The sequence below is a fragment of the Micromonospora chaiyaphumensis genome (assembly GCF_900091435.1).
Lineage (GTDB): Bacteria > Actinomycetota > Actinomycetes > Mycobacteriales > Micromonosporaceae > Micromonospora > Micromonospora chaiyaphumensis.
This window is the reverse complement of record NZ_FMCS01000018.1, coordinates 1-11,776: the sequence shown is the minus strand read 5'-3', so window position 1 is coordinate 11,776 and position 11,776 is coordinate 1. Positions and strand designations below refer to the sequence as shown.

Below are 11,776 nucleotides of genomic sequence, written 5' to 3'. Positions count from 1 at the left end.
TCGATCGGATTTCCGACTGATCGGATACCGGGCCAGGACGGTGTGATGCGTTCCCGCAGTACGAATCTCCGTACGAAGATCATCGCCCTTCTGGCGTCCCTGATCGCGCTCTGGGCCTTCGCGGCCTGGGTGACCGTCCGGGACGGGTTCAACCTGCTCGGCGTGCAGGCGCTCAACGCGCGGGTCTTCGAGCCGGCCGACCCGCTGCTGCTCGCACTCCAGAACGAGCGGCGGCTGTCCCTGCTGTATCTCGGGCAGTCCGACCCGGACCAGCTCCAGGAACTGGCCGCGCAGCGGCAGCGCACCGACGACAGCGCCGCGGCGCTGTGGCGCTCCGCCCAGGACTGGCGCACCGAGATCCCGGCCAGCGACGAGCTGGAGCAGCGGATCACCGACCTGAAGACCCAGGTCGAGCAGCTCGGCGCCGTCCGCGCCGAGGTCGGCCGCAAGACCATCGACCGCACCGCGACGCTGGCCGCGTACAACGAGGCGGTCGACGCCATCTTCGGGGTCTTCGACGCGCTGGGCGGCCTGGACGACGACGAGATCGCCCGGGACACTGCCGCGCTCATCAACCTGAACCGGGCCCGGGAGCTGCTGTCCCAGCAGGACGCGCTGCTGACCGGCGCGGTGGCGGCCAACCGGATGACCGTGGCGGAGCAGACCGCCTTCGCCCGGCTGGTCGGCGCCCAGTGGTTCCTCGCCGACCGCACCGCCCGCGACCTCGCCCCGACCGACCGGGCCCGCTACCAGCAGATGACCGAGGGGGAGGCGTTCCGGCAGCTGCGTGCCCTCCAGGACCGGGTGCTCGCCGCCAAGGGCAGCGACGTCCGCCCGCCGGTCACCGCCACGGCCTGGCAGGCCGCCTCCAGCCGGTCCATGGAGGACCTGCGCCGCGTGATCCTCGCCGGCGGCGACGACATCGTGTCCCGGGCCACCCCGGTCGCCGTCGGCGTCATTCTGCGGCTGGTGCTCGCCGCCGGCCTCGGCCTCATCGCGGTCGTCGCGTCCGTCGTCGTCTCCATCACCACGGCCCGGGCGCTGGTCCGGCAGCTCGAACGGCTGCGCGAGGCGGCGTTCCGGCTGGCCAACGAGCGCCTGCCCAGCGTCGTCGAGCGGCTGGGCCACGGCGAGGAGGTCGACGTCGCCCGCGAGGCACCGCCCTTGCAGACCGGCGACGACGAGATCGGGCAGGTCGGCAAGGCGTTCAACGCCGTGCAGGAGACCGCCATCCGCACCGCCGTCGAGCAGGCCGAACTGCGGCGCAACGTCCGCGAGGTCTTCCTCAGCCTGGCGCGGCGCACGCAGGCGCTGGTGCACCGCCAGCTCACCCTGCTCGACGCCATGGAACGCCGCGAGCACGACGCCGAGGAGCTGGAGGACCTGTTCCGCGTCGACCACCTGGCCACCCGGATGCGGCGCAACGCGGAGAACCTGATCGTGCTCTCCGGCTCGACGCCGGGCCGCGCGTGGCGGCGCAACGTGCCGATGGTCGACGTGGTGCGCGGCGCGGTCGCCGAGGTCGAGGACTACACCCGGGTGACCGTGCGGCCGCTCGGCCCCGTGTCGCTGACCGGCCGGGCCGTCGGTGACGTCATCCACCTGCTGGCCGAGCTGATCGAGAACGGCCTCTCCTTCTCGCCGCCGCACACCACCGTCGAGGTACGCGGCCAGCTGGTCTCCAACGGCTTCGCCATCGAGATCGAGGACCGCGGCCTCGGCATGGGCGCGGAGGAACTGGCCGCCGCGAACATGCGCATCGTGGACCGGTCCGAGCTGAACCTGGCCAACGCCGCCCGGCTCGGCCTCTTCGTGGTCAGCCGGCTCACCGAGCGGCACGGGGTGAAGGTGCAGCTCAAGGAATCGGCGTACGGCGGGACGACGGCCGTGGTGCTGATCCCGCTGGAGCTGGTCACCCACGACGGGCCGGACCCGAGCACCTCCGGCGGCTTCCCGGCCGGCGCCGGGCAGCCCGCCCCGGCCACCCCCGCCCCCGCGAACGCGGAGCGCGCGCCGGCCGAGCCCGCCGCCGACCGGCCGGCCGCCCCCGTGGCGGTGGTCGAGAGCACCGCCCCGGCGGAACCGGCCGCGGAGGACACCGAGGAACCCGTCCCGGCGCGGGAGGCCGATGTGGACGAGCCCCGACTCACCCCGTCCGGGCTGCCGGCGCGTACCCGGAAACGGCAGCCCGCCCTGGCGGAGCCCACCGTTCCGCTGACCCCGGTGGACGCCCGGACCACCGACCAGCGGCCGGCGGACGACGCCGCGGAGACGCCCGCCCGGACCGACGGCGGCCTGCCCGTCCGGGTCCGGCAGGCCAACCTGGCGCCGGAGCTGCGGCACGACCAGGCCGCCGTGGAAGACGACGGCGACGACGATGACGACGCGGTGCGCCCACCGGAGCAGGTGCGCCGAATGATGAGCTCCTACCAGAGCGGCACCCGACGCGGCCGGACCGACGCGGCCCGGCTGCTCGGCGGGGCGCACGAGGCCGGTGCGCCGGACACCGGCGACGGTCAGGCGATCTAGGGACCGCCGATCCGGCGATCCCGGACGAGCACGGCACACCAGCCGGGGGAGAAGAGGACGACGAGTGGCGCAGAAGACGGCTTCGAGCGCGGACCTGACGTGGTTGCTGGACGACCTGGTCGGCCGGGTCAAGCAGGCGGAACACGCCGTGGCGCTCTCCACCGACGGACTGCTGATGGCCGCGTCGCGCGGGTTGAGCCGGGACGACGGCGAGCACCTGGCGGCCATGGCGGCGGGCATCCAGAGCCTGGCCCGGGGCGCGGGGAAGCGGTTCGGCGGCGGGCAGGTGCAACAGACGATCATCGAGATGCAGTCGTCGTTCCTGTTCGTCACCGCGGCCGGCCGCAACGCGTGCCTGGCCGTGCTGGCGTCCGAGGACGCCGACGTGGGCCTGATCGCGTACGAGATGGCCATGCTGGTCACCCGGGTCGGCCGGTTCGTCGCCTCACCCACCCGGGAACAGCCCCTCGGCGAGAATCCGGCGCGATGACCGGCCAGGGGGAGCTCGCGGAGCACGAGTGGGTGGACGACCACGCGGGCCCGGTGGTGCGCCCGTACGCGGTGACCGGTGGCCGGGCCCGCCCGGTGACCGGCACGTTCGACCTGATCTCCCTGGTCACGGCGACCCGGGCGGAGGTGGGGTCGGAATCCGGGCTCGGCCCGGAACATGTGGCGATCGTCGGTCTCTGCCAGCGGATCCAGTCCGTGGCGGAGATCGCCGCCCACCTCGACCTGCCGGTGGGCACCGTCCGGGTCCTCCTGGGTGACCTGGCGGCCCGCAGCCTGGTGCAGGTCCGTGAGCCGCGCGCGACCCCCGCCGGCCTTCCCGACGACAGTGTTTTCGAGGCGGTAATCAATGGACTACGGGCGCTCTGAGCGGCCGGCGGGTGCAGCGCCGCTGCCCACCGCGATCAAGATCCTGATCGCCGGCGGTTTCGGCGTCGGCAAGACCACCCTGGTCGGCGCGGTCAGCGAGACCCGGCCGCTGCGGACGGAGGAGGTGCTGACCGAGACCGGGGTCGGCATCGACGACCTGTCCGGGGTGGAGGAGAAGACCACCACCACCGTGGCCATGGACTTCGGCCGGATCACCCTCAGCGACGACCTCGTGCTCTACCTGTTCGGCACCCCCGGGCAGGACCGGTTCTGGTTCGTCTGGGACGAGCTGGCGCTGGGCGCGATCGGTGCGGTCGTGCTCGCCGACACCCGACGGCTGGCCGACTGCTTCCCGTCGATCGACTACTTCGAGGGACGGGGCACGCCGTTCGTCGTGGCGGTCAACTGCTTCGAGGGCGCCAAGCAGTACCGGCTCGACGAGGTGCAGGGCGCGCTCGACCTGGACCCCGACGTGCCCGTGGTGCTCTGCGACGCGCGGGAGCGGGAGTCGGTCAAGGAGGTGCTCATCACGCTGCTGGAGTACGCCATGAAGCTGCGCGAGGAGCGCCGCCGCGCCGCCGCCGACTGACCCCGGCGACTGCGATGATGGGGCGATGTCCACGAGATCCCGACACCTGAGCGTGCACATCGACCGGCCCGTCGCCGAGGTCTACGCCTTCGCCTCCGACCCTGCCAACCTGCCCCGCTGGGCGCCCGGCCTGGGTGGCTCCGTGGTGCGCGAGGGGGGCCGCTGGATCGTCGAGACGCCCGAGGGACGGGCGCAGCTGACGTTCGCCCCGCGCAACGAGTACGGCGTGCTCGACCACGAGGTGGTGACGCCCTCCGGCGAGACGGTGTACGTGCCGCTGCGGGCCATCGCGGACGGCGACGGCGCCGAGGTGGTCTTCACGCTGCGCCGCTCGCCGGGGATGAGCGACGCGGACTTCGAGCGGGACGCCGGGCTCGTCAGCGCGGACCTCGCCCTGCTCAAGAAGGTGCTCGAAACCACGTCGGCCTGAGGAGGCGTCGGGCCTTGCTGCGGGTCAGCGGTCCGAACTCGGTTGAACCATAATTCGCGGGTGAGCCAGTACTTCCAGGTCGGCAGGACGGTGCTGTGGAACCCCTCGAACGGGGTCGCGCAACTGTTCGCCCGCAACGTCGAGGCGGTCGCCGGCGCCGTCGAGGTGCCCACCGGAATCGCTCCGGAGGTCAACGACGAGTACGAGATCGACCTCGTCGCGTTCACCGCGTTCGTGGACGCGCTGGTGCGCCGCTACCGCTCCTCGACGCACCGGATCCTCCGGGCGCTGATCGAGGACGTCGCCGCACTGGGCATCGTCATGGTCGAGCGCGGTGGCGGCACGGTCGCCGCCCTGGCCGAGCCCGCGTCCGCCTTCGACCCCAGGGACGTCGCCGTCCTCACCACCGGGTTCGGCGCCACCGGCGACCCCCGGCGGTTGCGTGAGCTGGCCGACGAGTTGACCCGGCACATGGCGTGCTGAGCGTGCCATCCTCAGGTGCGCCGGAGCACGAGAGAGAGCCCGCCGTGTTGCGGTCAACGACGCTGCTGATGGAAGGTCTGCTCCGGGCCGGGATGCGCGATGTCGTCTCGGTGGAGCCGGCGACGGGCGGGCTTGCGGCGCTCGCGGGCATTGCCGCCCGCCGGAACGCACCGCCGGTGTTCGTCAAGGCCCTCGCCGACGCGCCGCCCGACGGCGTCTTCGTCGCGGAGGCCGAAGGGCTGGCCGCCCTGCGCGATCTCGGCGGTCTGGCGACACCCGAGGTGATCCTGGCGGACCGCGAACTGCTGGTGTTGTCGATGCTGCGACCGAGGCCGCGCAGCGAGACCTTCTGGGAGCAGTTCGCGCACGCGCTCGCCCGCCTGCACCTGGGCACCACCCACGCTCGCTTCGGCTGGCACCGGGACAACTGGCTGGGCCGTCGCCGGCAGATCAACACCTGGATGGAGGACGGCTTCGCGTTCTTCGCGCAGCACCGGTTGTTGCGGTGGCTGGGGGAGCCCCGGGTCGAGGCGGCACTCGACGCCGGGGATCGGGCGGCGCTGGAGCGGCTGTGCGACCGGCTGCCCGAGCTGCTGCCGGACCGGCCGGCCTGCCTGACGCACGGCGACCTGTGGGCGCAGAACATCCTGGCCACCCCGGACGGCCGGCCCGCGGTGATCGACCCAGCCGTCTCCTACATGTGGGCCGAGGTCGACCTCGCCCATGTCTGGTCCACCGCACCGCCGCCCGAGGCGCACCGGTTCTTCGCGCTCTACCGCGAGCTGACCGCCCTCGACGGCGACTGGCGGTCCCGCATGCCGATCGTCCAACTGCGACAGCACCTCGCCGTGCTGGCCCAGTTCGACGACGACTGGGGCGCGGCCGACCAGGTCCGCGCCACCCTCGCCCCGTTCCGGACGCGAACCTGACCGGCGGCCGGACGGTTGACCGCCCCCGGCCGACCGACCCGGACTTCCCGACCGACGGCATGCGCTCGTCGGCAGGAGCGGCAGGGGCGAGGTGTCGGTGCCCGAAAGACGCCGAAGGCCCCCGGCGCATCGCCGAAGGCCTTCGGGGTAGGTGGCGGTCAGCCGCGCTTGGCCATCGTCACGAAGCGCGTCCAGGCGGCCGGGTCGAAGGTGAGGACCGGGCCGGTCGGGTCCTTGGAGTCCCGAACGCCGACGACGCCCGCGAGATTGTCCGCGACCTCGACGCAGTCACCGCCGTTGTTTCCGCTCTTCGTGCTCTTGCGCCACCGCGCACCGGTCAGGTCCATGATGCCGCCGCTTCTCTGATGAGTTCCAGGGACTGCGCACGCGACAGGGCGACGCCGCGAATGCGTTCCCATCGCCGATCCAGGGTAGCAACGTCGGCGGCCCGGTCGATGATCTGTGCCTGGGCCTGACCGTCGACATGGCCGACGCGCGCGCCCTCCGGCATCTCGGCGATAGTGAACGGTCCGCCCAGGCCCGAATACATGCCCACGCCAGCCGGCACGACGAAGAGGGAGACATTCGGTAGCGCGGCCTGCTCGGCAAGCCGTTCGCACTGTTCGCGCATCAGGTTCCGATCGCCGTCGAGGGTGCGCCGCAGGACACCCTCGTCAAGTACCGCGACGAGCAGCGGTGGGCGTTCCCGACTCAGGATGGACTGGCGGCTGAGTCGCGCCTCCGCGAGGCTGTCGGCCTCGGCCGACGTCAGAGCCTCGCCGACCAGCGTCGCCAGCGCATATGCCTTGGTCTGCAGGAGGCCGGGTACCCACGCGAGTTGAAACGACCGCAGCGACAACGCCTCGCGCTCGATGTCCGCCCACGGCCGGAACCACGCCGGCTCCCGGCGCTTGAGCGCGTCGGGCCACAGCTCCTCAACGTTCCGGCCGAGTAGCTGAGCGACTCGGGAGCGATGGCGAGTCTGCGGAATCCGTCCCTTGCTTGCCCACTTCGCTGCCGTTTTCGGATCCACCCCCACCTGAGCTGCGAGACTGTCCGCCGTGTGGCCGCTCTCCGCCATCGCCGCCTGTACAGCTCGGTTCATCTCGAAGCCCTCCCAGAACGTTCCAGACGTCAGAGGGAAATACTTCTACGCGGTGTGATCGCTCCACAACCCTCGGCAGGGTGCTTTGTAGACAGCGTCGAGGAGGGAGCGCACGATGCCCGAGGACAAGCCGAAGCCGGCTCCGAAGCCGAAGAGCGATCCGCCGCCGCCCCGCCCCGTCGTGCCGGGCCCGATCGGGCCGCTCGTGCCTCCGTACCGTGGCCCCGGCCGGGTGACCAACGTCGTCCCCGCATCGCGCTGGCGGACCCGCGGCGGCCCGCCCGTCGCGCACACCGCGACCGGCCCGTCCTGGCGGTGCGACGCCTGCGGCCGGGACTGGCCCTGCCCGACGCTGCGCGCGATCCCGACGGACGCCGCGCGGCGCGCCACCCTGATCCCCGAGTTCTCCCGGATCACCCGGCGCGCGATCCGTGACCTCCGCGGCCGGCCCGGCGGCCCCGACCCGGTCGCCATCGTGCGCCGCTTCCTGTGGTTCCTGCCCCTCACCGACGAGGAGGCGCGGGCGATCGCGCTGCGGCTGCGCTGAAGATCGACTCCAGTCCGGCGAGGTGGCGCTGTCCGGCTGGCCGGGATGCCGCCACCTCGCCGACCTGGAGTCGATCAGGGGCGGGCGGGCGCGCGCCGGAGACGCCGAAGGGCCGCTTCCCACGAGTGCGGGGAAGCGGCCCTTCTCAGCCGTCAGACGTCAGCTGGCGATCATACGGCGCAGCACGTACTGCAGGATGCCGCCGTGCCGGTAGTAGTCGGCCTCACCGGGGGTGTCGATGCGGACCACGGCGTCGAACTCCACGCCGGTGTCGGTGGTGACCTTCACGGTGCGCGGGGTGTCGCCGTCGTTGAGGGCGGTGACGCCGCTGATCGAGAAGGTCTCCGTGCCGGTCAGGCCCAGCGACTCGGCGGTGGTGTCGACCGGGAACTGCAGCGGCAGGACGCCCATGCCGATGAGGTTCGAGCGGTGGATCCGCTCGTACGACTCGGCGATGACGGCCTTGACCCCGAGGAGCATGGTGCCCTTGGCCGCCCAGTCGCGGGACGAGCCGGAGCCGTACTCCTTGCCCGCCAGGATGACCAGCGGGACGCCCGCCTCCTGGTACGCCATCGAGGCGTCGTAGATCGAGGTCTGCTCGCCGGTCAGGTGGTTGACCGTGAAGCCACCCTCGACGCCCGGCACGAGCTGGTTGCGCAGCCGGATGTTGGCGAAGGTGCCCCGGATCATCACCTCGTGGTTGCCCCGGCGGGAGCCGTACGAGTTGAACTCGTGCCGCGCCACGCCGTGCTCGGCCAGGTACTTGCCGGCGGGGGAGTCCGCCTTGATCGAGCCGGCCGGGGAGATGTGGTCGGTGGTCACCGAGTCGCCCAGCTTGGCGAGCACCCGGGCGCCGGCGATGTCGACCACCGGCTTCGGGTCGCGCTCCATGCCCTCGAAGTACGGGGGCTTGCGCACGTAGGTCGACTCGCCGTCCCAGGCGAAGGTGTCGCCGGTCGGGGTCGGCAGCGACTGCCAGCGCTCGTCACCGGCGAACACGTCCGCGTACGCGGAGCTGAAGCCGGCGGCGCCGATCGCCGAGGCGATGACGTCCTGGATCTCGGCGCTGTTCGGCCAGATCTCCCGCAGGAACACCGGGTTGCCCTGGGCGTCCTCGCCGATGGGCTCGTTCGCCAGGTCGATGTCCATGGTGCCGGCGAGCGCGTACGCGACCACCAGCGGCGGAGACGCCAGGTAGTTCATCTTGACGTCCGGGTTGATCCGGCCCTCGAAGTTGCGGTTGCCGGACAGCACGGAGACGACGGCCAGGTCGCCCTCGTTGACCCCCGCGGAGACCTCCTCCGGCAGCGGGCCGGAGTTGCCGATGCAGGTGGTGCAGCCGTAGCCGACCAGGTTGAAGCCGAGCTTCTCCAGGTAGGGCGTGAGGCCCGCGCGGTCGTAGTAGTCCATGACGACCTTGGAGCCCGGGGCCAGGGTGGTCTTCACCCACGGCTTGCGGGCCAGGCCCTTCTCCACGGCGTTCCGGGCCAGCAGCGCGGCGCCGATCATGACCTGCGGGTTCGAGGTGTTGGTGCAGGAGGTGATCGCGGCGATAACCACGGCGCCGTGGTCCAGCTCGTACTCGACGCCGTCCGCGCCGGTCACCCGGACCGGGTTGGTGGCGCGCCCACCGGCGCCGACCGCGGCGGTCTCCAGGTCCCGCGGGGCGTCGGCCGGGTCGTTGACGCCGTTGGCGGGGGAGTCGCTGGCCGGGAAGGACTCGGCGCTGGCCTCGTCGGCCGGGCCGTCGGTGCCGAACGGCTTCTCCAGCTGCGGCACGCCCGGCTTGCGGCTCGGGTCGCCCCCGGTCTCGTCGGCGGCCACGTAGTCGGCGAGCGCCGAGCGGAACAGGGTCTTGGCGGAGCCCAGCGGCACCCGGTCCTGCGGGCGCTTCGGGCCGGCCAGGGACGGCTCGATGGTGCCGAGGTCCAGCTCCAGCCGCTCCGAGTACTCCGGCTCGCGCTCCGGGTCGTGCCAGAGGCCCTGCTCCTTGGCGTACGCCTCGACGAGCGCGACCTGCTGCGGGTCGCGGCCGGTCAGCTCCAGGTAGCGGACGGTCTCGGCGTCGATCGGGAAGATCGCGACGGTGGAGCCGTACTCCGGGGACATGTTGCCGATGGTGGCCCGGTTGGCCAGCGGCACCGCGCTCACGCCGGGGCCGTAGAACTCGACGAACTTGCCCACCACGCCGTGCTTGCGCAGCATCTCGGTGATGGTGAGCACCAGGTCGGTGGCGGTGGTGCCGGCCGGCATCTCGCCGGAGAGCTTGAAGCCGACGACCCGCGGGATCAGCATGCTGACCGGCTGGCCGAGCATCGCGGCCTCGGCCTCGATGCCGCCGACGCCCCAGCCCAGCACGCCCAGGCCGTTGACCATCGTGGTGTGCGAGTCGGTGCCGACCACGGTGTCCGGGTACGCCTGGCCGTTGCGCTCCATGATCGTGCGGGCCAGGTACTCGATGTTGACCTGGTGCACGATGCCGGTGCCCGGCGGGACGACCTTGAACTCGTTGAACGCGGTCTGGCCCCAGCGCAGGAACTGGTAGCGCTCCTTGTTGCGCTCGTACTCCAGCTCGACGTTGCGCTGGAAGGCGTCCTCGCGACCGAACAGGTCGGCGATGACCGAGTGGTCGATGACCAGCTCGGCCGGGGCGAGCGGGTTCACCTTGGTGGCGTCGCCGCCGAGCTCGCGGACGGCCTCGCGCATGGTGGCCAGGTCGACGACGCAGGGCACGCCCGTGAAGTCCTGCATCAGCACCCGGGCCGGGGTGAACTGGATCTCCACGCTCGGGTCGGCGGTGGGGTCCCAGCCGCCGAGCTGCCGGATGTGGTCGGCGGTGATGTTCGCGCCGTCCTCGGTCCGCAGCAGGTTCTCCAGCAGGATCTTCAAGCTGTAGGGCAGCCGGTCGTGGCCCTCCACCTTGTCGATCCTGAAAATCTCGTAGCTCGCGTCTCCGACGCGTAGCTGGGTCTTCGCACCGAAGGTGTCGAGGCTCGCCACGTCGTACTCCTTCACACCAGCGACCGTGAGTAGTCCTGAGCAGTTTGTCGCACCGGCCGGGGTGCCGCCGTGGTTAGGCGACACTTACCTGCGTCGGTCTCAACAAAACCGTACGTCCGTCTTGCTATTCGCGCAACCTCGTGCCAGCGTTCGGGACGAGGAGGGGCCACCATGATCCATCACGTCCTGCTCGCCTGCCCCGCCCCGACCTGGACCGGCTCGCCGCCCGGCTGGAGTTCCTCGCCCCCGCCCGGTGAGCCGCCGCGGGTAGGGTTCGGGGGTGGTCGACGTGCAGCACTGGCTCTCCGCGCTGCCCCCGGGCGTGATCTATCTGATCGTCGCCGGGGTCATCGGCGTGGAGAGCATGGGCATCCCGCTCCCCGGCGAGATCGTGCTGGTCAGCTCCGCGCTGCTCGCCGCCGCGGGGGCCGTCGAGCCGGAGTGGGTGGCCACGGCCGCCGCGGCCGGCGCCATCGTGGGCGACTCCATCGGGTACGCCGTGGGCCGCCGCGGCGGGCGGCCGCTGCTCGAACGGCTGGGCCGGCGCTTCCCCAAGCACCTCGGCCCGGCACAGCTCGCCCGCGCCGAGCAGAGCTTCGCCCGGCACGGTGTCTGGGCGGTCTTCTTCGGGCGGTTCGTCGCCCTGCTCCGCATCCTCGCCGGCCCGCTGGCCGGGGCGCTGCACGTGCCGTACCGGCGGTTCCTGGTGGCCAACGCGGCCGGCGGCCTGGTCTGGGCGTTCGGCACGACGTACCTGCTGTTCTCGGTGGGCCGGGCGGCCGAGCACTGGCTCAAGGACATCTCCTGGGCCGGGCTGGTCATCGCCGTGCTCGCCGGTGTGGCCAGCACCTGGTGGCTGCGCCGCCGCGCCCGCCGGCTGGAGCAGGTCCAGGTGCCCGACCAGGCCGACGAGCCGGTGCACGCGGGCGATCGCTGACAAGACGACGAAAGGGCCCGACCCCTTGGTGGGGTCGGGCCCTTCCGTGTTGCGTGGTGCGGTGGATCAGGACGCCGAGTAGCCGCGGGTGGCGATCCAGTCGGCGAGGTTGTCCACGCTGATGCGGTAGGAGGCCATGTTCGGGTCGGCCGAGTCGGCGATCGTCACGGTCTTGCCGTTGTCGCGGTAGCCGACGACGCTGATGTAGTGGCCGCCTTCGAAGGAGTGGGTGTTGCCGTCGGTGTCGGTGGTGGTGCCGGCGATGTTGGCGACCACGGCGCGGCCGTCGTCGACGGTGCGCACGATGTCAGCGCGCAGGGTGTCGGTCTGCTTGTCGTCGGCCTTGCCGTC

Annotated in this window: 13 protein-coding genes; 9 read left to right on the top strand and 4 right to left on the bottom strand. The window is 72.1% G+C overall.

All coding sequences use genetic code 11. The features are described 5' to 3' along the window. Positions 1-45 precede the first annotated feature (45 nt). The 7 genes from GA0070214_RS30900 to GA0070214_RS30870 all read left to right on the top strand — a co-directional run bounded on the left by GA0070214_RS30900 (position 46) and on the right by GA0070214_RS30870 (position 5,836). Positions 46-2,529, top strand: a complete 2,484-nt coding sequence (locus tag GA0070214_RS30900) for a sensor histidine kinase (protein ID WP_091270065.1) — start codon at positions 46-48, stop codon at positions 2,527-2,529. Positions 2,530-2,593: 64 nt separating this feature from the next. Continuing rightward, a complete protein-coding gene (locus GA0070214_RS30895) occupies positions 2,594-3,019 on the top strand; it encodes a roadblock/LC7 domain-containing protein (protein WP_091270064.1) in 426 nt (141 codons plus the stop codon). Then, entirely contained in the window at positions 3,016-3,405 is a 390-nt protein-coding gene (locus GA0070214_RS30890; RefSeq protein ID WP_091270063.1) for a DUF742 domain-containing protein, read from the top strand. Before GA0070214_RS30895 ends, GA0070214_RS30890 begins: the two co-directional genes overlap by 4 nt. Continuing rightward, positions 3,386-3,994 carry a GTP-binding protein gene (locus GA0070214_RS30885; RefSeq protein ID WP_091270062.1) on the top strand — a complete coding sequence of 203 codons (609 nt, stop codon included), beginning with the start codon at positions 3,386-3,388 and terminating at the stop codon, positions 3,992-3,994. The genes GA0070214_RS30890 and GA0070214_RS30885 overlap by 20 nt, the downstream gene beginning before the upstream one ends. 25 nt (positions 3,995-4,019) lie before the next feature. Beyond that, the gene (locus GA0070214_RS30880) at positions 4,020-4,424 is read left to right on the top strand and encodes an SRPBCC family protein (protein ID WP_091270061.1); all 405 of its coding nucleotides are present in this window, start codon (positions 4,020-4,022) and stop codon (positions 4,422-4,424) included. A gap of 60 nt (positions 4,425-4,484) precedes the next feature. Further along, positions 4,485-4,907: a DUF6086 family protein gene (locus GA0070214_RS30875; RefSeq protein ID WP_091270060.1), complete on the top strand. Its 423-nt coding sequence runs from the start codon at positions 4,485-4,487 to the stop codon at positions 4,905-4,907. Between the two features lie 68 nt (positions 4,908-4,975). Next, on the top strand, positions 4,976-5,836 hold the full coding sequence (locus GA0070214_RS30870) for a fructosamine kinase family protein (protein WP_091270059.1): 861 nt from the start codon (positions 4,976-4,978) through the stop codon (positions 5,834-5,836). Between the two features lie 158 nt (positions 5,837-5,994). Here the strand turns inward: GA0070214_RS30870 and GA0070214_RS30865 are convergent, their stop codons facing one another. Both GA0070214_RS30865 and GA0070214_RS30860 read right to left on the bottom strand, forming a co-directional pair. Continuing rightward, positions 5,995-6,183 carry a DUF397 domain-containing protein gene (locus GA0070214_RS30865; protein WP_091270058.1) on the bottom strand — a complete coding sequence of 63 codons (189 nt, stop codon included), beginning with the start codon at positions 6,181-6,183 and terminating at the stop codon, positions 5,995-5,997. Then, complete coding sequence (locus GA0070214_RS30860; RefSeq protein ID WP_091270057.1) at positions 6,174-6,941, bottom strand: DUF5753 domain-containing protein; 768 nt, start codon at positions 6,939-6,941, stop codon at positions 6,174-6,176. The genes GA0070214_RS30865 and GA0070214_RS30860 overlap by 10 nt, the downstream gene beginning before the upstream one ends. Before the next feature lie 115 nt (positions 6,942-7,056). Between GA0070214_RS30860 and GA0070214_RS30855 the strand changes: the two genes are divergently transcribed. Then, entirely contained in the window at positions 7,057-7,488 is a 432-nt protein-coding gene (locus GA0070214_RS30855) for a hypothetical protein (RefSeq protein ID WP_244167927.1), read from the top strand. Positions 7,489-7,647: 159 nt separating this feature from the next. Here GA0070214_RS30855 and GA0070214_RS30850 read toward each other — a convergent pair whose 3' ends face one another. Next, a complete protein-coding gene (locus GA0070214_RS30850; RefSeq protein ID WP_091270056.1) occupies positions 7,648-10,503 on the bottom strand; it encodes an aconitate hydratase in 2,856 nt (951 codons plus the stop codon). 265 nt (positions 10,504-10,768) lie between these two features. On the opposite strand from GA0070214_RS30850, the gene GA0070214_RS30845 reads away from it, so the two are divergent. After that, positions 10,769-11,425: a DedA family protein gene (locus tag GA0070214_RS30845; RefSeq protein WP_091270055.1), complete on the top strand. Its 657-nt coding sequence runs from the start codon at positions 10,769-10,771 to the stop codon at positions 11,423-11,425. Between the two features lie 66 nt (positions 11,426-11,491). Here GA0070214_RS30845 and GA0070214_RS30840 read toward each other — a convergent pair. Further along, the coding region (locus GA0070214_RS30840; protein WP_208602958.1) for a C39 family peptidase at positions 11,492-11,776 on the bottom strand (285 nt) is incomplete at its 5' end.